General features: G+C 65.5%; 36 protein-coding genes. All 36 read left to right on the top strand.

Translation table 11 applies throughout. The features are described 5' to 3' along the window. Positions 1-233, top strand: a 233-nt coding sequence (locus ACIBGM_RS45105) for a helix-turn-helix domain-containing protein (protein WP_396389116.1), incomplete at its 5' end; no start/stop codon positions are given. Positions 234-718: 485 nt separating this feature from the next. Next, entirely contained in the window at positions 719-871 is a 153-nt protein-coding gene (locus ACIBGM_RS45100; protein ID WP_396389115.1) for a hypothetical protein, read from the top strand. Next, complete coding sequence (locus tag ACIBGM_RS45095; protein WP_396389114.1) at positions 868-1,203, top strand: hypothetical protein; 336 nt, start codon at positions 868-870, stop codon at positions 1,201-1,203. Before ACIBGM_RS45100 ends, ACIBGM_RS45095 begins: the two co-directional genes overlap by 4 nt. Then, positions 1,200-1,391 (top strand): hypothetical protein, encoded by a 192-nt coding sequence (locus ACIBGM_RS45090; protein WP_396389113.1) that lies wholly within the window; start codon positions 1,200-1,202, stop codon positions 1,389-1,391. The genes ACIBGM_RS45095 and ACIBGM_RS45090 overlap by 4 nt, the downstream gene beginning before the upstream one ends. After that, positions 1,388-1,930 (top strand): hypothetical protein, encoded by a 543-nt coding sequence (locus ACIBGM_RS45085; protein WP_396389112.1) that lies wholly within the window; start codon positions 1,388-1,390, stop codon positions 1,928-1,930. Before ACIBGM_RS45090 ends, ACIBGM_RS45085 begins: the two co-directional genes overlap by 4 nt. Continuing rightward, positions 1,927-2,127 (top strand): hypothetical protein, encoded by a 201-nt coding sequence (locus ACIBGM_RS45080; RefSeq protein ID WP_396389111.1) that lies wholly within the window; start codon positions 1,927-1,929, stop codon positions 2,125-2,127. Before ACIBGM_RS45085 ends, ACIBGM_RS45080 begins: the two co-directional genes overlap by 4 nt. After that, the gene (locus ACIBGM_RS45075) at positions 2,124-2,267 is read left to right on the top strand and encodes a hypothetical protein (RefSeq protein WP_396389110.1); all 144 of its coding nucleotides are present in this window, start codon (positions 2,124-2,126) and stop codon (positions 2,265-2,267) included. Before ACIBGM_RS45080 ends, ACIBGM_RS45075 begins: the two co-directional genes overlap by 4 nt. Before the next feature lie 226 nt (positions 2,268-2,493). Then, positions 2,494-2,724 carry a hypothetical protein gene (locus ACIBGM_RS45070; protein ID WP_396389109.1) on the top strand — a complete coding sequence of 77 codons (231 nt, stop codon included), beginning with the start codon at positions 2,494-2,496 and terminating at the stop codon, positions 2,722-2,724. Continuing rightward, positions 2,721-2,924, top strand: a complete 204-nt coding sequence (locus ACIBGM_RS45065) for an excalibur calcium-binding domain-containing protein (RefSeq protein ID WP_396389108.1) — start codon at positions 2,721-2,723, stop codon at positions 2,922-2,924. The genes ACIBGM_RS45070 and ACIBGM_RS45065 overlap by 4 nt, the downstream gene beginning before the upstream one ends. Continuing rightward, positions 2,924-3,112 carry a hypothetical protein gene (locus ACIBGM_RS45060; RefSeq protein WP_396389107.1) on the top strand — a complete coding sequence of 63 codons (189 nt, stop codon included), beginning with the start codon at positions 2,924-2,926 and terminating at the stop codon, positions 3,110-3,112. The genes ACIBGM_RS45065 and ACIBGM_RS45060 overlap by 1 nt, the downstream gene beginning before the upstream one ends. A gap of 1 nt (position 3,113) precedes the next feature. Further along, positions 3,114-3,272 carry a hypothetical protein gene (locus tag ACIBGM_RS45055; protein WP_396389106.1) on the top strand — a complete coding sequence of 53 codons (159 nt, stop codon included), beginning with the start codon at positions 3,114-3,116 and terminating at the stop codon, positions 3,270-3,272. A 475-nt stretch (positions 3,273-3,747) separates the two neighbouring features. Further along, the gene (locus tag ACIBGM_RS45050; protein ID WP_396389105.1) at positions 3,748-4,005 is read left to right on the top strand and encodes a WhiB family transcriptional regulator; all 258 of its coding nucleotides are present in this window, start codon (positions 3,748-3,750) and stop codon (positions 4,003-4,005) included. Positions 4,006-4,246: 241 nt separating this feature from the next. After that, complete coding sequence (locus ACIBGM_RS45045) at positions 4,247-4,879, top strand: HNH endonuclease signature motif containing protein (protein WP_396389104.1); 633 nt, start codon at positions 4,247-4,249, stop codon at positions 4,877-4,879. After that, positions 4,876-5,505 carry an ERF family protein gene (locus ACIBGM_RS45040; RefSeq protein ID WP_396389103.1) on the top strand — a complete coding sequence of 210 codons (630 nt, stop codon included), beginning with the start codon at positions 4,876-4,878 and terminating at the stop codon, positions 5,503-5,505. Before ACIBGM_RS45045 ends, ACIBGM_RS45040 begins: the two co-directional genes overlap by 4 nt. Then, positions 5,502-5,747 (top strand): hypothetical protein, encoded by a 246-nt coding sequence (locus ACIBGM_RS45035; RefSeq protein WP_396389102.1) that lies wholly within the window; start codon positions 5,502-5,504, stop codon positions 5,745-5,747. The genes ACIBGM_RS45040 and ACIBGM_RS45035 overlap by 4 nt, the downstream gene beginning before the upstream one ends. Further along, positions 5,744-6,019, top strand: coding sequence for a hypothetical protein (locus ACIBGM_RS45030; RefSeq protein ID WP_396389101.1), 276 nt, complete (start codon positions 5,744-5,746; stop codon positions 6,017-6,019). The genes ACIBGM_RS45035 and ACIBGM_RS45030 overlap by 4 nt, the downstream gene beginning before the upstream one ends. Positions 6,020-6,585: 566 nt before the next feature. Next, complete coding sequence (locus ACIBGM_RS45025; protein WP_396389100.1) at positions 6,586-6,978, top strand: hypothetical protein; 393 nt, start codon at positions 6,586-6,588, stop codon at positions 6,976-6,978. Next, positions 6,975-7,301, top strand: coding sequence for a hypothetical protein (locus tag ACIBGM_RS45020; RefSeq protein ID WP_396389099.1), 327 nt, complete (start codon positions 6,975-6,977; stop codon positions 7,299-7,301). Before ACIBGM_RS45025 ends, ACIBGM_RS45020 begins: the two co-directional genes overlap by 4 nt. Further along, positions 7,301-7,678: a hypothetical protein gene (locus ACIBGM_RS45015; protein WP_396389098.1), complete on the top strand. Its 378-nt coding sequence runs from the start codon at positions 7,301-7,303 to the stop codon at positions 7,676-7,678. The genes ACIBGM_RS45020 and ACIBGM_RS45015 overlap by 1 nt, the downstream gene beginning before the upstream one ends. 374 nt (positions 7,679-8,052) lie before the next feature. Further along, positions 8,053-8,943, top strand: coding sequence for a hypothetical protein (locus tag ACIBGM_RS45010; protein ID WP_396389097.1), 891 nt, complete (start codon positions 8,053-8,055; stop codon positions 8,941-8,943). Further along, positions 8,940-9,797 (top strand): DNA methyltransferase, encoded by an 858-nt coding sequence (locus tag ACIBGM_RS45005; protein ID WP_396389096.1) that lies wholly within the window; start codon positions 8,940-8,942, stop codon positions 9,795-9,797. Before ACIBGM_RS45010 ends, ACIBGM_RS45005 begins: the two co-directional genes overlap by 4 nt. Further along, a complete protein-coding gene (locus ACIBGM_RS45000; RefSeq protein ID WP_396389095.1) occupies positions 9,794-11,002 on the top strand; it encodes an AAA family ATPase in 1,209 nt (402 codons plus the stop codon). Before ACIBGM_RS45005 ends, ACIBGM_RS45000 begins: the two co-directional genes overlap by 4 nt. A 40-nt stretch (positions 11,003-11,042) precedes the next feature. Beyond that, positions 11,043-11,357 carry a hypothetical protein gene (locus tag ACIBGM_RS44995; RefSeq protein WP_396389094.1) on the top strand — a complete coding sequence of 105 codons (315 nt, stop codon included), beginning with the start codon at positions 11,043-11,045 and terminating at the stop codon, positions 11,355-11,357. Between the two features lie 171 nt (positions 11,358-11,528). Then, on the top strand, positions 11,529-11,861 hold the full coding sequence (locus ACIBGM_RS44990; protein WP_396389093.1) for a hypothetical protein: 333 nt from the start codon (positions 11,529-11,531) through the stop codon (positions 11,859-11,861). After that, positions 11,854-12,114 carry a hypothetical protein gene (locus ACIBGM_RS44985; RefSeq protein WP_396389092.1) on the top strand — a complete coding sequence of 87 codons (261 nt, stop codon included), beginning with the start codon at positions 11,854-11,856 and terminating at the stop codon, positions 12,112-12,114. Before ACIBGM_RS44990 ends, ACIBGM_RS44985 begins: the two co-directional genes overlap by 8 nt. Next, positions 12,107-12,505 (top strand): hypothetical protein, encoded by a 399-nt coding sequence (locus tag ACIBGM_RS44980; RefSeq protein ID WP_396389091.1) that lies wholly within the window; start codon positions 12,107-12,109, stop codon positions 12,503-12,505. Before ACIBGM_RS44985 ends, ACIBGM_RS44980 begins: the two co-directional genes overlap by 8 nt. Further along, a complete protein-coding gene (locus tag ACIBGM_RS44975; RefSeq protein WP_396389090.1) occupies positions 12,502-12,720 on the top strand; it encodes a hypothetical protein in 219 nt (72 codons plus the stop codon). Before ACIBGM_RS44980 ends, ACIBGM_RS44975 begins: the two co-directional genes overlap by 4 nt. Next, complete coding sequence (locus tag ACIBGM_RS44970; protein ID WP_396389089.1) at positions 12,717-13,571, top strand: hypothetical protein; 855 nt, start codon at positions 12,717-12,719, stop codon at positions 13,569-13,571. Before ACIBGM_RS44975 ends, ACIBGM_RS44970 begins: the two co-directional genes overlap by 4 nt. Positions 13,572-13,969: 398 nt before the next feature. Then, entirely contained in the window at positions 13,970-14,155 is a 186-nt protein-coding gene (locus ACIBGM_RS44965) for a hypothetical protein (protein WP_396389088.1), read from the top strand. Positions 14,156-14,973: 818 nt separating this feature from the next. After that, a complete protein-coding gene (locus ACIBGM_RS44960) occupies positions 14,974-15,252 on the top strand; it encodes an HNH endonuclease (RefSeq protein ID WP_396389118.1) in 279 nt (92 codons plus the stop codon). A gap of 277 nt (positions 15,253-15,529) precedes the next feature. Further along, positions 15,530-15,667 carry a hypothetical protein gene (locus ACIBGM_RS44955; RefSeq protein ID WP_396389087.1) on the top strand — a complete coding sequence of 46 codons (138 nt, stop codon included), beginning with the start codon at positions 15,530-15,532 and terminating at the stop codon, positions 15,665-15,667. Next, positions 15,667-17,277, top strand: coding sequence for a hypothetical protein (locus ACIBGM_RS44950; protein WP_396389086.1), 1,611 nt, complete (start codon positions 15,667-15,669; stop codon positions 17,275-17,277). The genes ACIBGM_RS44955 and ACIBGM_RS44950 overlap by 1 nt, the downstream gene beginning before the upstream one ends. 8 nt (positions 17,278-17,285) lie before the next feature. Continuing rightward, the gene (locus ACIBGM_RS44945; RefSeq protein ID WP_396389085.1) at positions 17,286-17,513 is read left to right on the top strand and encodes a hypothetical protein; all 228 of its coding nucleotides are present in this window, start codon (positions 17,286-17,288) and stop codon (positions 17,511-17,513) included. Further along, complete coding sequence (locus ACIBGM_RS44940) at positions 17,500-18,861, top strand: phage portal protein (RefSeq protein ID WP_396389084.1); 1,362 nt, start codon at positions 17,500-17,502, stop codon at positions 18,859-18,861. The genes ACIBGM_RS44945 and ACIBGM_RS44940 overlap by 14 nt, the downstream gene beginning before the upstream one ends. Next, the gene (locus ACIBGM_RS44935) at positions 18,858-19,607 is read left to right on the top strand and encodes an HK97 family phage prohead protease (protein ID WP_396389083.1); all 750 of its coding nucleotides are present in this window, start codon (positions 18,858-18,860) and stop codon (positions 19,605-19,607) included. Before ACIBGM_RS44940 ends, ACIBGM_RS44935 begins: the two co-directional genes overlap by 4 nt. Next, complete coding sequence (locus tag ACIBGM_RS44930; protein ID WP_396389082.1) at positions 19,604-21,061, top strand: phage major capsid protein; 1,458 nt, start codon at positions 19,604-19,606, stop codon at positions 21,059-21,061. Before ACIBGM_RS44935 ends, ACIBGM_RS44930 begins: the two co-directional genes overlap by 4 nt. Positions 21,062-21,090 lie beyond the last annotated feature (29 nt).

Raw genomic sequence — 21,090 nt, 5'->3', positions numbered from 1 at the left:
GCCCTAATGTGGCTCACATGCAGCTCAACACCGAAGCTCTCAAGGCGCTCCGCACAACCGGCGGGGACTCGCAGAAGTCGCTCGCCGAACGCGCCGGGATCAGTGAGTACGCGCTGAACCAGATCGAGCTCGGCAAGTCGAAGCCGCGGGATTCAACGATCAAGAAGCTCGCCGACGCGCTGAGCGTCCCTGTCGGCGCTCTCTCCTACGCAGACGAGAGGGAGGCGTCCTGATGGGTGTCTTCAACCTTGGCCGGAAGAACTCGAGTCCGAGCCCGAAGCCTCAGAACCCCAAGCAGCCGAAGGGCGGATCCAAGGGGGGCAACACCGGCGGTGGCCGCAAGCAAGGGAAGCCGCCGAAGTGAACGCCACGGAACGCGCCCGCATCGCAGACCTCGGCCGCCGGCGAGCTGAGGAACTCCTAGCGACCGGACTGCTGGAACGGAAGGCGGGGGCACTCGCTGCCCTCGGCTGGCCTGAAGCAGTCCGGCAGGCGCGCAGCAAGAGGCGCGCCTCCTAGCCCGGGTCGCCGACCGGTCAGTGTCTGGACCACCCCTGTTCCAGACCGACCGAAGGTTCACCCCCCGGACCGGGAAGTCCCGGCCGGTGACCCGGCTCCAAGAACTTCACAGCACCAAAGAACAAGCGGCTCCCAAGTACGCCGCCGACCAAGGACAGACGCACAAGGGAGCCACCTACTACAAGGGGAGATGTTAGCAGTGGGGATCTTCAGCAAGAAGCCAAACGCAGGCAAGATCCACGCCGCGAAGGCCGGGCGGTTCCTGGCCGACGTGCAGCGTGAGTCCGCGAAGAAGAACAAGCAGGACGAGGTCGCCAAGCAGCGCGCGAAGAAGCAGCGGGGCAAGCGATGAGCCCGCAGGGGGGACGCGGAGAAACCGCGAACGTCTACTACGCGAGCCACGAACTGTTCGCCGAGCGCCTCGCCGAGGCCGCCGCTCTGTTCATCCAGTTCCCGAAGGTGCAGGCGACTTCGCTGGAGATCCGCAACGGCCGCATCGAGATCCAGGCCGAGGGTGTCGCCGGGGTCCTGAAGTCGTGGGCACACGCGGTACCCGACCACAAGTTGCGTGAGTCGCTGGTGCCGACGTCGTACGGCGCCGACGAGGCCGACGTCATCGAGTCCGACCACATCCGCGTCGTGGTCCGCCGGCCGCTCGTAGGCCCGGGGGGTGTGTCCGTGTGATCACCATCACCGACAAGGCGGTGAGGAGGGCCGCGCGGGCTCTCTACCTGTCGCGTAGCCACGGCGACCCGTGCTGCGCCATGTGTGTTGACCACTTCGTGCACGACACGACCGATGCGAGGTCGGCCGCGCTGGCCGATGCGCGTGTCGCCCTGGAGGCGGCTCTTCCGCATCTGGAGGAGTCATGACCGCGGCCCTGTTCACGCTTCACCGCTACGAGGACAAGTCCGGGGTGTCCGGTACAGGCTCGGTTGCCGAAGGCGTCGAGTTCTCCGACGGCTCCGTGGCGCTTCGCTGGCCAGGTGAGCACCCCTCGACAGCTGTGTGGCCGGACATCCGCGACGTGGAAGCGATACACGGACACGGAGGGCTGACCGTCGTCGAGTACGCGGACCAGCGGCGGCTGGTGCGGGCGTATCAGCAGGTCGTGTTCTGGCTGGTCAGGGAGATGACCCCGGAGCGTCTGCCGTTGTCAGTGGCTCCTCACCCGGACTGGCCTGATCGTCTCCTGGTGCGCCTGCGCCCAACTTCGATCGCGTTCTGGGTGGCTCTGCTGGACGGCTCGATGCACGCCGCGACCTACGAGCAGGTGAAGGGCGAGATCGTCACGACCTGGGTTCACCCGTCGGGTGACTTGTGGTTGGAGTGCCGAGAACCCGGCACCTACGAAGACCTGCTCGCCAACGAGCGATACCCACTCGAAACCTTTGATCGGGAGGACCGATGACCGAGCACGTGAACCCACCGGAGCCGAAGGGACTTGGCGCGGTCATCGTGACCCGCCGCGGCCTGATGGTCCGCTACGCCGTTGGGTCGCTCGCGCCGTGGATCGCGGTTGATGGCGGCGAGAACATGCACCGGCCGTTCCGCTACTACGACGACCAGACGGTGATCGACGTGATCAGTGAGGGGGTCCGGCTGTGAAGTTCGCACCTGTTGAGACCGAGAAGACCGCCGCTGACAAGGCAGCCGAGGTGCTGATCGCTGTTGGCTGGTTGGCCTTCTTCATCCTGCTCGCCGTCACCCCGGTGGTTGTGTGGGCGATCTGGAAGGCGCTGCTATGACCTCCGCAACCCTGAAAGCCACCAGAGCCAGGCTGAAGGCTGCCCGGAAGGGTGAGCCTGTGGAGTCTCCCGCGGCTCACGCGGACCGCCTGGTGGCGCTGCTTGTTCCTGCCGCAGAGGGTGACCCGGCGCCGCAGTCGACGGCGTACCGGCAGTGGGTGGAGGCGTCGTTCTCGGACCGCTTCCTCGAGTTGTGCTCCAGGTACCCAGCGAGGGTGAGGCGGCCATGACCGGTCTTCAGGGGTTCTGCCTCGGCAACGCATTCGGCCTGCTCGTCGGTGCTGTCTTGATGTGGCGCATGAACGAGCGCTGGTACCGCAGGGCCCGTGAAGTTGCCGAGGACATCACGAACAACTTCACGTCCGTGCTTCGGGCCGCCGCGAACCACATCCCTGACAAGGAGATCTCGGACGCGCTGCGTGCTGAGGCCGACAAGGCTGACGAGGTGTGGCGATGAGGACCGTTCTGGAGCGGCTGGCGGCTGCTGCTTTCGTCGGCATCCTCGTACTGCTGGCCGGCTGCACTGACTCCGTCCGCGTCACATTCGAGTCCTGCCAGGAGGCCGAAGCGGCGGGCGTGATGTTGCCGCTCACTCCGGGCGACGTCGGCTGGAACAAGGCGCTGGACGACGACGGCGACGGACTGGGGTGCGAGTGATGGCCGGCCAAATCCTGGGGTTCCTGTGGACCGTCGGTGCCCTGTTCTTCCTGCTGTCGGCGTTCGTCTTTCCGGTCGTTTTCGTGCGATGGAAGCGGCGCGAGAAGGCAGACGCGGAAGCGACCGAGAAGGCGCTGGAGCGCTGCAAGGCCGACACCACCAACCTGCACATCTTCGACGGAGCCTGACGTGAACCTCGCTGAGAAGTACGACGTCGACCCGGTGTTCCTGTCGCTGCTGATGGATCGCCTGTGGCAGGTCCGGGCCCAGCGCATCACAGCCCCTGAGCAGGACGCCGTGGATGCCTGCCTGGCCGCGGTCCGTGAACTGACGGGAGCCGGCCAGTGATCCGGGCGGTCGGCTACCTGCTGGCCGAGGTGTTCTGGGGCCTGGTGGATCGTGTCGCGCCTCGCCAGTTCCCTGTGGATCCGGATCCGGAGTCGACGGCAGCGGATGTAGCTGCCCGCACGAAATGGATCCGCGAGAACCGCCCCGAGAGGAGGTGAGTGCGATGAGCCGCGTGTGGGACTGGTGATGCCCGAGGCAACTAAATATGGCAGACAAGATCGCCCGCCCCGCCCCATCTGGGGAACGGCGGGGCCTAGCACCAAGGGGATACAGCGATGAGCGAGTGGCTTGGACACCGCGATCTGTGTACCCGCCAGTGGCGGCAGGGGGTCTGCGACTGCCCGTGCAGTGACCCGGACTGCCCCGGGATCGACGCCTGTAAGGACCGGGGGTGCCCGGTGCTCGCCGAAACGGAGGTCGGCGAGACAGAAGAGGGAGGGACCGAATGAGTCTCGATTCACATTGGCCTGAGTGGATGCGTGATGCGGCCTGCCGCGAGATCGGGACGCTCGCGTTCTACCTCGAGCCTGGCGCTGCGCATGAGGACTGGGACTACCTGCGGAACGTGTGCAAGACCCGCTGTCCGGTGCTTCAGGAGTGCCGCGACCGGGTGATGCGTATGGAGCTCGGTGAGTGCTACAAGACCCGCTTCGGGGTGTCTGCGGGCATGTCGCCGTTGGAGCGGAAGAAGTACGAGCCGCAGTGGCTGGCTGAGCAGGAGCCGGCGGCATGAAGCGCACACCGATGGCTAAGCAAGCCTGCGCCCGCCCGGACTGTGATCAGCCGAGGCGCCAGTGGGGGTTCTGCGTGAACCACGCGGCGCTGTTCCGGCGCAACGGGGTCCCTTACCGACAGGACGAAATCGAAGACATGCCCGATGACTCACGTACACCGATTCCGCGGCAGACGAAGCAGGAGACCCCGTACACGCGGGAGATGGACCGGCTCCTTGCTGCTGAACCTCCGGTGATCCAGTGGGTGTTCTGCCAGAGGAGGCGCGTCATGGTCGCAAAGGCAGTCCACGACCCCCACACCAAGAATCCGAGGAGGGTGGCGTGACCGCTGAGCGCATTGCCCGATCCATCAGGGTCGACCCTGAATCCGGGTGCTGGCTGTGGCTCGACGCTGTAGACACATCCGGCTACGGGATCCTTCGATTCCGAGGCGCGTACTGGAAGGCTCATCGGCTCTCTTACTCCGTGCATGTGGGCCCTATTCCTGACGGGCTTGTCATCGACCACCTCTGCAGGGTCCGGCGTTGCGTCAACCCAGAGCACATGGTGACAGTGACCAGTCGCGAGAACACTAGGCGTGGTCTAAGTGGCGTGCTGCGCACGCACTGCAAGAGGGGTCACGAAGTCACGCCAGAGAACTCGTATGTCCGCAAGGACGGCTCCATATTCTGTCGCCCCTGCGCACTCGAAAGCGCCCGAAGGCATTACCGGAAACACCATCCCGAGCAGCCGGCGAAGACCCACTGCCCGCAAGGCCACGAGAAGACGCCCGAGAACACACGACCCTACGGCGACTGCCGCGTCTGCAATCGCATCCGAGCTCGCGAGGCGTACCGCGAGAAGGCACGCAAGAGAAGGGAGTCCGCCGCATGACCGAGCAGCCGACCATCTACGCCGCCTTCAGTGCTGCCATGGAAGAGGTTCAGGCAGTCCGCAAGGAAGGCTTCAACGACTCGCAGCGGTACAACTTCCGCGGTATCGACCAGGTAGTGAACGCGGTGGGCCCGATCTTCCGGAAACACAAGATCATCCCCATGCCGCACAAGTGCGTGGCCGAGTACCGGGATGTGCTGACGTCCACGGGGAAGCCAACGCGTGAGGTCACCACGACCTGCACGTACCGCTTCTACGGTCCAGCCGGCGACTACATCGAGGCCTTGGTGCCTGGGGAAAGCCTGGACAGTGGCGATAAGGGCACCGCCAAGGCCATGTCGGTGGCGTACCGGATCGTGCTGCTGCAGTCGTTGTGCATCCCCACGGACGACAAGGACCCGGACCAGGACTCGTACGAGCGTGCTGTCGCTGTGCCGCCGGATCCGCTGGTTGAGGCCCGTGTCGCTGTCGCTGATGCCTGGCAGGCAAACCATCCCGGCGAGTTGGACCCCGAGGCGGTGCAGGTCGACTTCACCGACTGGACGAACGGCGAGCACTTCCTGGAGGCACCCGCTGCCCGCCTCTTGGAGTACGCAGACCACCTGAAGCAGGAGCAGAGCGCATGAGCGACGCAGACGCCACTATGGACGACGTAATCCTGGCGTGGGTTGCCTTCAATACCGAGCATGGCAAGTCCCCCACCGTCGAAGAAGCCGACGCGTATCGCCGCGAGTTCCGCGAGATCCTGCGGAACTGGCTTGCTGACCAGCTCGACTCCTTGGCCTACGAAGCCGACTGGACGCATAACCCGGTCACCTATCTGAAGCAGTACGCACACAAGCTTCGGACCGGACAGGCGACCTCATGACTGCCGAGTTGGTGGATCCGTTCCAGCCGGCCATCACCCCTCTCGAAGAGGGCGAGGCTGACCGTATCGCGGCCGCCGTACGAAGCGAGGCGTGGGATGACCCTTCCCGCTACCCGGAGGGGTTCTGGATGTTGTTCGCGATCATGCGGTCGATCGCGGAGCCGGGGGGTTCGCGTGACTGGACCCAACGGGAGGCGGTCCGGGTGTTGCGTCGTGTTCAGCGTCGTGTCGTGGACGGCGAACACCAGGCAGAGGTGAACCGCCATGGCTAACCCGGAGTTCACTCCCAAGGATCCACCGGTCGTGCTGTGCAGGAGCACCCACCTCGGTGAGGGTTGCGGCCACCCCACCACCGACCACATCGAACCGACACCGAACACCGATTGCTGCTGCTGCACCCGCCTGCAGAATGTGATGAGTCACGTCGATGGCTGCTTGGACTGCGCGATCAAGCACGCCAAGCGACAGTGCAGGATCCGCAGAATCTCCCAGACGCCAACCACGGCTGAGTGTGAGCCGTTCATCCCAGAGGCGCTGCGGCCTGCGTTCTGGGAGCGGTATGTCGGCAAGTACTTCGACCAGGAATCGGGGGCGTGATGGCTCTTCGTTGCGGCTGCGAGAACGAAGCCGACGACATCGTCTTCGGCGCGAGGCATCCCTGCTCTGCGGACCCCAAGCCGCCGGCGGACCTTCCTCGTCTGGTTCCCAGTTCAGCGTTCGTTGTTCCCGGTCTGCTGGATCCCGCCGAGTCCGTACACGCCGCGAACATTAAGGCCGAGCTGGACCGCCTGGAACCCCTGTACCGCCACGTGCTGGCACCCGACGAGCTGGAGGCGTGATGCGCACCTTCGAGGAGATGGACCGCGACGCGCGCGAGGGCTCTCCGTTCAGCAACGGCACCGAGGGAGAGTGCTGGACCGCCAACTGGTGCGACCGCTGCGTCCACGACAAAGCATTCCGTGAAGGCAAGGCCAGTACAGGCTGCGATCTGCTGCTCATCGCGCTCTGCGGTAAGACGCCGATCGAGTGGATGCTTCAGGACCGGTTGCGCCTCGGGGACCAGTACCACTGCATCGAGTTCCGCGACGAGCGAGAGGGACCGAAGGACCCGCCGAAGCCACCACCGAAGATCCCCGGTCAGGGCGTGCTGTTCGACGCTGAGCCCTACGAAGGCGTGCGCATGTTTGCCGATGTCGTGGACGAGATCCGCAGGGTCGAGGTGGGCTCGTGACGAGTGTTCTTGACCAGTTGCAGTCGATCTCCCGTGACCTCGACCCAGCCATCCGCGACCTTTCCCGCCTCGAACAGAACGCCGCCGAGGCCGAGTCCGCGTACCGGGTAGCGAAAGCACAGGCGTTCCTGAAAGCAACCGGCGCCGTACAGACCCGCGAACACGAAGCTGTCCTGGAGACGCAGCGGCAACTCGTGGAACGCGACAAAACCGCCGCTTTGGTGCGTGTACAGCGCGAGTACATCAAGTCGCTGCATGCCCGCATCGACGTTGGGCGCACCATCGTGGCTACCGAGCGGACGCTCGCGGGGGTGAGTATCTGATGCCGAAAGCCACCAAGTCGGTCAAGGATGCCGCTAGACGGATCGTGCGCCGGCGGGACGACGACCACTGCCAGATGTGCGGCAAACCGCTCTGGGACGGCGACAAGAGCGTCCACCACCGCCTGAACCGTGGCCGCGGCGGCAGCGCCCTGCTCGAGCGCGCCTCGATCCTCATCACCGCCTGCGGAGACGGCGTACGCGGCTGCCACGGTCTCGTCACACAGAACCCAGCCTGGGCTGAGTCGATCGGCTGGTTGCTGCCGCGGAACAACCCCGACATCGACCCAGAGCAGGAACGCATCCTCACTATCCACGGCTGGGTCCTTCTGACCGATAGCGGGGAGCGTTTGCCCTACACCGGGGAAGGTGCCGCATGACCATTGGCCAACTCGAGCTCCCCCTGTTCCCCACCACAGGCGAGCCATGTCCGGTGTTCAGTGTCGGCCAGCGGTGCCGGTACTACCTGAACCACCGCGGCGATCACACGTTCGGTGGCGGTCTCGGCGACCCGGTCCACCTGAGGCGCTGCCCGGTACCTGAAGAGCACCCGGCTCACGCCCGGGAGGACGGGCTGTGGGCGTGTTCGGGGAGGCCTCTGTGACGGACCCCATGGCGAACCCTGGCCGGCGCCTCTTCGAGCAGGCGAGGCGTCTTCAGCGCGCTAAGCGGCAGATGCTGCTGCGTCGTGGTGTCACCGCTGTCCCAAGGGAAGCGACAGTCCTGCAGTTCCCCAACGTGAAGGAGGTGGCAGATGGCGCGAACATTCGCCCATGTGAAGACAGCGATCTGGGGTGAGGACCACTTCCGCGAACTGACCGGAGACGCGCAACTGCTGTACTTCATGCTGAAGACCGCGCCGGTCCTGTCGTACTGCGGCGTGACCGATTGGAGGCCTTCAAGGATCGCCGCCAACAACGCCGACTGGACCGCCGAGCGCGTCGTCTCAGCCGGCCTTGAGCTCCACCAAGAGCTGTTCATCGTGGTGGACGAGGCGACCGAGGAGGTGATGATCCGGACGTTCGTGAAGCACGACGGCTTCATGGAGTCCCCGAACATCGCTGCGGCGATGGTGCGTGAGTACGCGTCGATCGCTTCGAAGCATCTGCGAGCTGTGCTGGTTCACGAACTGGTCCGGTTGCACGATTCGGAACCGGAGTTGAAGGGTTGGAAGAAGGCTTCGGTTCTGCTTTCGAACCCTTCGGTGAACCCTTCCACAAACCCTTCCGGTTGGGGTTCCGGAAACCCTTCCGAAGTGGTTACCGAAACCCTTCAGGAAACCCCTCGGGTAACACCCCCCTCACTCCCTCTCCCTCTTCCCTCTCCCTCTTCCCTCTCCCCTTCGGTACCGCGCGTGCCGCGCAACAACGGCAAGGGGACGAGGATCCCGGAGCCGTTCACGGTCGACGAGGCAATGAAGGATTGGGCGAGAGAACGCAACATGCAGCCGCAGTGGGTGATGCGACAGACCGAACGCTTCATCAACTACTGGTCGGCTGCCGCCGGCGCTAAGGGCGTGAAGACGGATTGGCGCGCGACGTGGCGCAACTGGCTGTTGAAGGCTCAGGACGATTCCCCTGCCGCGGCTTCCCCTGTGTCGCGGAACGGGTACGCCCCTGACGATGTGAGGGCGAGGTTCCAGTGAATCCCTACTACGAAGACGAGTCGGTCACGCTCTACCACGGCGACTGCCGCGAATTGCTCCCACATCTTGACGACAACTGCCTAGATCTAGTCCTGACCGATCCACCTTATGGCGTTGGCAAGGCCGAATGGGACAAGCAGTTCCCGATCTTCTGGATGGAGGATGCTGCTCGTGTTGCCCCCACCTTGGGGCTCATGCCTGGCATCTGGAACCTCGGGAAGTGCCCTCATGTCATTGGTCGTCTTGCGTATCGGTGGACGCTTGCGGCTCATCTTCGCAACGGGCAGACGCGAGGTGCTTTGGGGTTGGCTGACTGGATCCCCTGCATGGTCTATATGGCAGACGAGGCGCCCCAGTGGTGCGCAGCGTTCGCGGACTGGTGCGAAGCAAACGGGGTGACCCGCAGCCGCTTGGACCGCATTGTGGGCACGTCGGACATGGGCGGCTGGTGGATGAGCCGACTCCCACACCGCTGCCAGGTGCCCACGGCTGATGCATGGGCCAAGATACGTGCCGAGTTGGACCCACCTGCAGAACTCGACGCCTGGGTCCACGCATCCGATCCATTCCGAGACTCAGGCAGTACAAGTAAGGCGTTTCTCATTGGCCGCGAACCAATGGCGAAGCATCCATCCCCCAAGCCCCTCGACATCACGACTTGGTTCATGAGCCGAATGCCCGGATACGACCTAGGGCGCGGAGTTCTCGACCCATTCGCTGGAAGCGGCACGACGCTTGTGGCAGCGAAACTGCTCGGACGTAAGGCAATCGGCGTAGAGGCCGAGGAACGTTACTGTGAGGTGGCGGCTCAGCGCCTCTCTCAAGGCGTCCTCGACTTCGGGGAGGCAGGGTGAACGACGATCTCGCTGAGCAGTCGGTCCTGTCCTGCTGCTACCAGTCACCCCTCGCTCTGGAGCGGGCGGCAGGGATCCTCACGGCGGCGGATTTCGCGAACCTGGACCATCAGCGGCTGTGGGCCGTTCTGCGGGACCTGAAGGCCGAGGGTAAGCCCACGGACGCATTGACCGTCCAAACGGCCCTGAACGGCAACAAGCGGCTGATGAGCGTGCATCTGGCGATCGTCACCAACCCCGCCATCCCGGATTCGGTGGAACACCACGCCTCCACGGTGCACGGGTTCTCCCGCCGGCGGGAGGTGATCGCTCAGGCGATCCGGATGCGACAGAGAGCCGAAGACCTGGAGACCGACCCGCAGTTGCTTGTGTCGGAGACCGTCAACGCTTTGACGAGGATCCGCGACCTGGGCGCACCGGACATCGAGACCGTCAGCCTGGGCGAACTCATGTCGAAACCGGACGATCCGTACGACTGGGTCATCCCGAACCTGCTCGAGCGGATGGACAGGTTGGTGATCACTGGCGAGGAAGGTCTCGGGAAGAGCGTGTTCCTGCGGCAACTCGCGCTCATGGGCGCCGCTGGGATCCACCCGTTCACGCGGGGGCCGATGGAGCCGATCCGGTCGCACATCATCGACCTGGAAAACACGGAACGGCACGTGAAGCGCCAACTCCGCGGCATGTATCTGCAGGCCAAGACACAGGGCAAGGACCCTTCGGCGCGAGTGTCAATCGACTGCCGCCCGGGCGGGATCGACATCTGCAAGGACAAGGACCTGTCGTGGGTGAACCGTGTCCTGGATGCGACCCAGCCGGATCTGCTGGTGATCGGCCCGCTGTACAAGATGGCTCCGCGCGCCCTGCAGACCGACGACCACGTGGCACCCGTGATTGCTGCGTTGGACTCGCTGAGGGCTCGGGGGATCACGTTGGTGATGGAGGCGCACGCCGGCCACGCCGAAGGCAACGACGGCCGCAAGATGCGCCCCCGCGGTTCCGCTGCACTGATGGGGTGGCCCGAGTTCGGCTACGGCCTCCGCTGGAACGAGGTCGGCGACGTGGACATGGTCGCGTGGCGCGGCGACCGCGACGAACGCAACTGGCCACTGCGCATCAAACGCGGCGGGTTGTGGCCGTGGACGCCGATCGACCCGCGGGCAAGCGACGAGGACTGGCAACGACAGCAAAGGGAGTTCGCATGACCGCCGCTGACTACGCAGGCCCATACACCGAGGAGAACGAATGAGCGCGATTCGCAAACTGTGGCTGAACCTGACGACCTGCCGCGCGCCCTCCGGCCACCCGAACAGCTACTCACACTGGTACTGCCAGAAGCGCCGCTGGCACACCCTGCACGTCCCCAGGACTGTGCATGTCTCCAAGGCCAAGGTCCATCGCTTCAACAACTACGTCTGGGTGGACGGCCAGTACCCGGTGTATTCGCCGCTTCCGATCGACGTCGCCTTCAGTGGCTCTCGCAGGTCGCTCACGCCACGCAAACGGAAGCCTGGCGAGTTTGCCGGCCCATACACCGAACAGGAGACAACCCAACCGTGAGCGAAACCTGCATCTGCCCGGATCCTTGGTGCCCCACGCACGCCCGCTGCGGAGGCTGCGGCGGCGAGGTGATCATCATCGAGGACGACCCCGCATTCTGCCCCTCATGCGGCCATGACGTGATGCCTGCTGGCGCTTGCCGTGTCGTGAACCCGCCGAACGAGGCGTCTCGTGACTGAGTACCGCGAAGAGCACGAACGCGCGCGTGATGCGGGGCTTGGTGCCCGGCATGAGACCAGGCTGCGCCACACGTCACCTGTGCCCGCGGAGGCGATCGAGGCGGCTTGTGACCGGTCGTACGGCGGCCAGCAACTCACCGCATCCCACGCCCGGTATGTGCTGGAGGCCGCGTACCCGGTGATCAGACACGAGATAGCCGAAGAGATCGCGGCCTACCTCGACGCCGCAGTTGAGGCGGCTAGCGACAAGATCGAGTGGGTGACCCTCAGGTTCGCCGCACGCGCCGCTCGTGAGATCGGTTCCAAGGGAGGTAGCGATGACTGACCAAGAACTGCGCGAGCGCGCCAAGCGGCAGCGGCGGATCTGGTTCCACCGCCCGCAGATGCCATGGCGCGGGTGGGCCAGTTGGAGGCTCTGGTGGCGCAGCAGCGACGAGTACGGCCGCCGCACGCTGGTCATCGGACCAGACGTCACCGGCTCGGTGGTCGTTGCCTACAAGGTATGCGATTGCGAGATCTGCGTGATCTCTCGTCGGCAAACCGCGCACTTCGAAGCTGAGGAGGCGGCTCGTGGCTGAGTCTGGGAGCACCGACATGGACATCCCTGGTGAGGCCGTAGAGGCGGCGGCGCGCGCTCTGGCCTACGTCTCGATAGCGCCACACTCTCCGGACCTCACCTCTGACGCACACTCGATCCTCGCTGCCGCGTTCCCCCACTTGCGTCCCTTGTTCCAGCACGCCGCTGAGGTTGGCCGCGAACTCGGACGCAGAGAAGCGCTGAACGAGCTCTACGACGAAGTGAGCATGGCCGAAGAGTGGCAGGTGGACGATCCACGCATCAGCTACGTGGATGTGCAGATCGACAAGAGCCTGTACCTGCGCATCATGGCCTCCCGCGCCTCTGGTGCCTCCTCTGAGCCCCTAACAGGTGCTCCCACGGCTACGGGTGACACCGAGGAGGCGAAATGACCGCAGAACGGCTCACTGCGGCTGCGGCATGGGCCGTCCGCAGGCTCGCCACCTTGGGCCTGTACATCCTCGCCATCATCGGTGCGTCTGGATGGGACCGCGACAACCCGTCGTGGTTCCGGATCTTCCTCAGGCTCGGCGGCGCAGCCATGTTCCTGTGGTGGGCGGTATGGCGAACCGTGGACCACTGGAACGAAGACCAGGGGGACGAATGACCCAGATCTGCCCCTGCGGCTCCACAGTGAAGGACGCCCTGGTCTGCTCGAACTGCTCCCACAAACTCCAGGTGGCTCTCGGGGACATCTCAAGCTACTGGGTGGACCTGGACAACGTGAAGGGCCGCCAAACCCGCTACAGCACCGCCCACGGTGGACGCGGTGCGGAGAAGCCGCTGCCGGTGGATGCGCGGTTCCTCGACTGGGATGGCGACGGCACCCGCATCCAGGAACTCACGAAGAACACCATCGGCACCTGGGGGCGCGCTGTCGCCGAGGACCGCCCCGTCATCAGCGGACCCATCCACGACGCGTGCCTTCACCTGTCGTGCAACCAGGCACGCCGCTCCCGCCCACCCCGAGACGACGTCCCCGCGGTGTGCCGCTACTTACTCGGGCACGTCGACTGGATCCGCACCCAACACTGGGCACCCGACATCCTCGACGAACTGTGGGACCTGGCCGAGCAGTTGCGAAGGATGATCGACCGACCCCAAGACCGCGAATGCATCGGCTTGTGCGACAACTGCCCCGAGATGCTGTACCGCCGGCCCGGTGCGTTGAAGGCGAAGTGCCGCCACTGCGAAACCGAGTACGACGACGCAGCCGACAGACGGACAGGGTTGATGGGAGAACTCCATGACCGCTGCCTCACCGCAGCGGAGATCGAGATCGCGTTCACCGACATCGGCAAGACGCCGCTCACTGCGAGTCGGGTACGGAAGTGGGCGGAACGCGACAGGCTCCCCTCAGTCGGGTCCACCCTGGTCCGTGGTCGCTGGCTTCCCACCTACCGAGTCAGCGACGTCTGGAACCTGCTCACTGAGGAGGCAAGGCCGAAGGCCGGGTGATCGGCGTGTTGCTTGAGTAGCGCGGCTACCTGTGTCACGATTCAAACGCTGTAGGTGAGGTGTCTCTACAGCCCTGAACAACCGAGTGTGAGCCCTAGTCTTGGGGGTCCCCGGACGGCAGTGGCGTGAGTGGCTGCCCCAAGGGTCAGAGATGCCCTTGCACGCTCGGTCTCGCTGAGCGAACCCCCGACCCTGGCTCCCTCCCTGTTGGCTGGCGTGTCGGGGGTTCCCACCATTCACCCAGCCCCCGGCTGGTGTTGTACGGCCCGGCCCTGTTCCCCAAGTCCGGGGCCGGGCCTTCACCCGCTAGCCACTGGGGGTGGCGAGCAATGAGTCGGGGCCGCCACAGGCGACCAACCCGCTGGCTACAACTCCATACCGTGCTCGGAGGAACCTGGATGCCGAAGTCCGTCACCACCCCACCCTGCCCCGAGTGCGGCGAAACCTCCCGCGTCACCATGCCCTACCAGGCGTGGCTCGACTGGCAGGCAGGGATGGACCTGTCGGAAGCCTGGCCTGACGCGACGGCGGAACAGATCACCCTGGTCGAGACCGGGCTCCACCCTGAACACTCGGGCGGGTAGCGGTGCCCAGCGGCCGGCACCGCACCACTAAACCTGAACCAGATACCACCCGGTTCAGGTATCAGTCGGCGAACCTGAACTACCCGAACCCACTCGTCGAGACGTGGGAGACCTGCCGTTCGTGGTACCGGCCACCCACCTGGTGGCAACGCCTCAGGCTGTGGATCCATGGCTAAGCGGCCCTGCATCGACTGCGGGGAACTGAGCGACCGAACCAGGTGCACACGACACAGGGCATCCAGAGAACGCAGCCGGCCTCAACGCCCAACCAACACGACACGTGACTGGACAGAGCGACAACGCAGAGCCCAAGCAGTCGCAGCGCACAGGCAGACCCACGGCGACTGGTGCCCCGGCTACGGAGTAGAAGCGCACACAAGCTCCGATCTGACAGCTGACCACGTCACACCCATCCACGCAGGTGGAGACCCCAACGGCCCACTCCAAGTCCTCTGCCGCTCCTGCAACGGCAGGAAGGCCGGGAGGGTGGGGGGCACCCCCTCGACGTAACGACACGACCCCACCGCCACCCCGTACCAACCTGTCTCGCGATCTCGGCGTTTCCCACGTTTCAGGAGGTGTGTTGCGTGCACTGCTCTGCTTGCCTCACGCCTCTGCCTCCGAAGAACGGACGCGGTGGACGCCTACGGAAGTACTGTTCGGATACCTGTCGCGTGTGGTTGCTTCGGCATCCAGGTGAGGTTCGAGCCACGGTCCGCGCCTGCGCCAGTTGCGGCGCAGACATCAGTCATCGCAACAGCAAGGCGCGATACTGCTCGAAGGCCTGCGGCGACAAGACCGAAAGCGCACGGGATCGGATGCGTAGGCGGCGCGCGCGCTTGGCGGGAGCGGTTACCGGCGATCCGGTCAATCGCGACAGGATCGCTGATCGAGATGGCTGGCGTTGCGGGATTTGCAACCGCGCGGTGAATCCTGTGCTTGCCTACCCACATCCGCGCAGCGCGAGTCTTGATCACATCATTCCGCTGGCAGAGGGTGGATCTCACGAGCCCGCGAACATCCGATTGGCGCACCTGACGTGCAACGTCGGCCGGGGTGCCCGGGGCGGCAACGAGCAGCTGGCTCTGGTGGGCTGAGATGCCTCGGGCACCGAAGTTCGAGCCAGCTCGTGGCACGCGCGGTAGAGGACCGACGAAGCTGCCAGCAGAAGGCAGGCAGGGCGACCTGCCAAACTGGCCACTGAGCGGCAAGCAGACGACCGCCGAGCGTGAGGCTTGGGCGGAACTGTGGACGACCCCGCAGGCAGTCGCTTGGGAGCGACTCGGTGCCGGGTGTGTTCGCGAGGTCGCTCGTTACTGCCGCCTGCGGACTGCCGCAGAGAAGCCAAACGCGACAGCCGCACAGCAGGCGCAGGTGACTGCACTGGCGGATCGGTTGGGTCTCACGCCGAAGGCGATGCGTCTGTTGCTCTGGGAGATCGTCGAGGACGAGATCGCGGCGCAACGGGAGGATCCTTCGGATGGGGTCCGAGGCCGGATCAAGGCGGTCTGATGCCGTGGCGCGGCCCCGAGGAAGAGGGCGAGTTCCCAACTCTCGGGTATGACGTCGGCGAGTGGATCGAAGGCCACCTGGTGATCCCGGACGGCTACCGTCAGGGTGAGCCGTACCGGTTGACGGATGAGATGTGGCGGTTTCTGCTGCATTTCTACCGGCTGGATCCGCGGGCTGAGCCGTGGCCGGGCCCGATTGGGTTGCGGCATACGGGTGGGCAGTTGCGGCGGTCGCAGAAGTGGGGCAAGGACCCGTTCGGTGCGGCGATCTGCTGGGCGGAGGCTTTGGGTCCGACCCGGTTCACCGGCTGGGACGCTGCCGGTGAACCGGTGGGCGCTCCGTATCCGACGCCGTTGATCGTGAATCTGGGGACGTCGGAGGAGCAGACCGACAACACGTGGCGCCCGTTGAAGGAGATGGGCCGCCGTGGGCCGCTGGTGGATGATCCGCGGGTGCGGGAGATCGGCGAGACGAAGATCGATCTCACGTCGGGCGGGAAACTCGAGCCGGCGACTACGTCGGCGCGGGCGCGTCTGGGTGCGCCGATGTCGTTCGTGACCTTGACGGAGTCGCACCTGTTCACGCTGCAGGGCGGGTACAGGCGGGTCGCGGGCGCGGTGAAGCGGAACGTCGCCGGCATGGACGGCCGCTGGCTGGAACTCACGAACGCGTGGGACCCGACAGAGGGGTCTGAGGCGCAGGTCACGGCGGAGTCGAAAGACCCGGACGTGCACGTCGACACGATCGAACCGCGGCGGGTCGAGGACCTCGACAACGACGACGAGCTCTACCAGGAACTGCTCAGGCAGTACGGCGACTCGGCGCGCGAAAGAGGCGGTTGGGTCAACATCAAGGGCCGTATCTTCTCCGAGTGCCGCTCCATCCGGCACATGGAGGCGGATCGGCGCAGGTTCTTCCTGAACGAGATCGTTGTCGGCGAGTCGGTGTTCGTGGACCCGATCCAGTGGGACCTGAAGGCCACCGATGACGGGTTGAAGCCGGGCGACTTGATCGCGCTCGGGTTCGACGGTTCGAAGTACCGTGACGCGACCGCGCTGATTGCTTCGCGCATGTCGGACGGGAAACTGTTCGAGTTGCGGATCTGGGAGCGGCCGAAGGACCCGGTGGAGGCGGCGAACTGGAAGGTCCCCTCAATCGAGGTGGACCGGGTGGTCCGGGACTCCATGGACGCCTACCAGGTGACGGTGCTGTTCGCTGACCCGTACAGGTGGCAGGACTACCTGGACGCGTGGGCCGGCGACTGGCCCGACAAGATCGTCGAATTCCCGACGAACGTCGAGCAGCGCATGGACAAGGCGATCGAACGGTTCACGACAGCGTTCACGCGCGGCGAGATCACCCATGACGGGTCGGGGACCCTCGCGGGTCACGCGAAGAACGCGGTGATCGTGAAGGGCTCGAGGAAGAAGCCCCGCCCTGGCGAGGACGAGCTGCTGCAGACGCACTACTTGAAGATGGCGAAACGTGGCGCGGGCATGTGGATCGACGCCGCTGTGGCGGCTGTTCTCGCTCACGAGGCACGCTCCCACGCCATCGAGCACGGATTGATGCCTGAGGAACCCCAACCATTCTTCGGTGCTTGGCGATAGGAGGCGACATGGCTCACGTGCTCGACCAGGTACCCGTGGGCCGCATCACCAAGGAGGCTCGTGAGGTCCGGTTCTCCCGGACTGTCCTGGCCGTGATCGCCGGCGTCTTGTACGGCATCGGGTGGTTGACGGCGAAACTGTTCGGTTTGGTGTGGTTCGCGGTGGCATGGGCCGGGACCGCGGTGAAGATCGGCTGGACCGATGCCCGCGGTGGAGGCGGCCGTGGGGCTTCTTGACCGGATCAGCGCGGCGCGGACGGTCGAGCAGCGGTACAGCGTCGACGACTGGATCAGCGACCTCGCTGCGTTCTCCTACAACGGGCACCAGTACCTGGCAGGTCTCAACACGACCTACGACGGTCAGCGGCTGCAGGCGATCCAGCACACACTCCCGGCGTACATGTCGCAGCTGCGGCAGGCACCGCCGGCGTTCGCCGCGCAGATGCTGCGGGCGTTCGTGTTGTCGCAGGCCCGGTTCGTGTTCCGGAACCGGCGGGTGTCGAGTTCGCCCCGGAAGGTCTTCGGCACCACTGCGCTGGGTCCTTTGGAGAGTCCGTGGCGGAACGCGACGACGCAGGATCTGCTGTCGCAGATGGAGTGGCACGCCGGTCTTGCGGGGAACGCGTACGCGTTCAACCGGAACCGTCCGGGGAGCGCGATCAAGCTGCTGAGACCGGACTGGACGGGAGTGCTGTGGGGCTCGGAGTCGGAGCCTGACGACCCGGCGAACGCGATCGACGGCGAGATCGTCGGCTACGTGTACCGATCCGGCGGCCTCATGGGTGGCCCGGGCAAGTTGCAGACGCTGGACGCGGAGGACGTGGCGCACTGGGCGCCCATCCCCGACCCGGAGAACCCGGGCCTGGGCATGAGTTGGTTGACGCCGGCGATCCGGGACATGCAGGCGGACAAGGCCGCTACTGAGCACAAGGTGAAGTACTTCACCAACGCAGCGACCCCGAACCTGGTGATCAAGGGCATCCCGGCCCAGACTCCGGCACAGTTCAACGAACTGGTCGACGCGATCGAACAAAAGCACGCAGGCGCGGCGAACGCGTTCAGGACGCTGTACCTGACGGCCGGCGCAGACGCTACCCCGATCGGCGCGAACCTGAAAGACATCGACTTCAGCACCGTGCAGGGATCAGGCGAGACCCGCATCAGCGTCCTGTCCCGGGTCCCCGCCGCGATCCTCGGCATCAGCGAGGGCTTGCAAGGGTCGAGTTTGAACGCCGGGAACTTCTCTGCGGCACGGAGAACGTTCGCTGACACCTGGGTGTACCCGAACCTGCAGAACATCTGCGGGTCTCTGGCGTCGATCGTGAAGGTCCCCAGCGACTCGGAGCTCTGGTTCGACACCTCCGACATCCCGCTGCTGCGGGAGGACGGCAAGGACGCCGCGGAGATCGCCTCCACGGACGCGCAGACGATCCGCAACCTGACGGACGCCGGGTTCGAACCCGAATCGATCATCACCGCGATGCGGGCCCATGACTGGTCCCTGCTGCGGCATTCCGGGTTGTTCTCGGTCCAGCTGCAGCCGGCCGGGTCAACACCAGCAATCACGCAAGGAGAAGGCGCATGAACGGACCCGAGTTCCGCGCGGTCGAGTTCCGCGCCGAACAGACCGGCGACGGCCGCACCCTCGAAGGGTACGGCGCCGTGTTCGACACCCCGGCCCGTATCCAGGACTGGTTCGGGTCCTGGTACGAGTCGATCGCCCGCGGAGCGTTCAAGAAGACCCTCCGGGCGAAGACGCCGGTGCTGCAGTTCGACCACGGCCGCGACGCCCGCACAGGGTCGGTGCCGATCGGATCCATCAACGAACTGACCGAGGATGAGCGGGGCCTGTTCGTTCGGGCCCGCCTGTTCGAGAACCCTGTCGTGGAACCGATCCGCCAAGCCATCGAAGGCGGCGCGATCGACGGCATGTCGTTCCGGTTCAACGTGACCCGCGAGGAGTGGCGCGACGCCGACGGGAAGAAGCTGAAGCCCGAGGAGATCGACGACCTTCTGTGGGTCGGCACCGAAGGCATCCAGCGCACGATCCAAGAGGTCGAACTGCACGAACTCGGGCCCGTTGTGTTCCCCGCCTACGACGCGACCAGTGTCGGGGTCCGGTCGATGCTGTCGAAGCTCGACCCGGAGGAACGCGCAGCCCTCGTCAAGGAAGTTGTCGCCGAACTCCGGCGGCTCCCAGATCTCACCGGGCGACCCGCAGGGGCTGTGGGTGGCGGTGACTCCGACGCCGAGGAAAAGGCGTCACCTGTCCTGTCTCGCAAACGAGCCCACCAGAACGTGGTGCTCAAGACCTACGGAGTCATCGAATGACTGACATCCAGGAGGAGCGCGGGCTGGTCCCGGGCAGCCTCGACGACCTGAAGGGCCTCACGCCCGACGAACTCCGCAACACCCTCGAGGTGCTCGACGCGCACCTGCGGTCGCTGCACCAGACCGACGAGGGCGAGCTCCGCGACCTGACCTCCGACGAGGACGCCGCGCTCGAGACCGGGATCGAGATCCGGAAGGCGATCGTCGACAAGCTCGACAAGCACAACCGGATCAGCGAGATCTTCCGGCAGAAGCCGCAGGCCGTGAAGCAGGCCCTCAACAACATCCGCTACGGTCTCGACGACCCGGCCTCGGATGTTCGGCGCCTCACGAACCAGGAGGCCCGCGACCGGGCCCTGAAGTCCCTGGACTCCCGTGACACCGCCGGCCACCTGTCGGCCGCGGCGAAGGACCACGTGGAGCGGCAGATCCGCACCAACCCGGACATCGCCCGCCGCATCGTCGTCACCGAGAACGAGCACTACCGCGAAGCGTGGATGAAGCTCGTCACCCGGCAGCACCCGCAGCTGACGCAGGACGAGCAGCACGCTCTCTCGGCGTTCGAGGAGTACCGGGCCATGTCGGAGGGCACCACCACCGCCGGTGGTTTCGGTGTCCCGGTCTACATCGACCCATCGATCATCCTCACCGCGCAGGAGTCCGGGAACCCGTTCCTGCAGATCTGCCGCCAGGTGACAGTGAACACCACCGCCTGGAAGGGCGTGTCGTCCGCGGGCGTGTCGTGGTCGTTCGACGCGGAGGCCGCCGAGGTCAGCGACGACTCGCCGACCCTGGCGCAGCCGAGCGTCACGGTGAACATGGCGCGCGGCTTCATCCCGTTCTCGATCGAGGTCGGGATGGACTACCCCGGGTTCGCGTCGGAGATGCAGCGGCTCCTCGCCGAAGGCTACGACGAGCTGCTGGTCGACAAGTTCTCCCGCGGATCCGGCTCCGGCGAGCCCCGCGGCATCCTCACCGCCCTGGACGCGAACACGAACGTCGAGGTCGTCACGACCACCGACGGCGCGTTCGGCCAGGAAGACATCTACAAGGTGTGGAAGGCGCTGCCGCAGAAGTACCGCCGGCAGGCCGCGTGGATGATGTCGGTGGACGTCAACAACCGGATCCGGCAGTTCGGTACGGCGAACGTGTTCCACGCGTTCACCCAGAACCTGCCGGCCGAGTGGGCCGACACCCTGTTCGGGAAGGCCGTGTACGAGTCGCCGTACTTCCCGGACTTCACCGGCACCACGGGCGCGGAGAACCGGCTGGTCGTGGGCGACTGGTCCAACTACGTCATCGCCCGCAACGGCGGCATGAGCGTCGAGCTCGTCCCGCACCTGTTCGCCACGGCGAACAACCTGCCGTCCGGCCAGCGCGGCTGGTTCGCGTACAGCCGCATCGGCGGCAACAGCGTGAACGACCTCGGCTTCCGGCTGCTGCAGAACCAGTAACAGACACCCTCGGCTGATCGACGAGGGAA

The organism is Kribbella sp. NPDC050470 (genome assembly GCF_044458365.1).
GTDB lineage: Bacteria > Actinomycetota > Actinomycetes > Propionibacteriales > Kribbellaceae > Kribbella.
The sequence above is the reverse complement of the archived record's forward strand: the minus strand, read 5'-3'. Positions and strand labels throughout refer to the sequence as shown.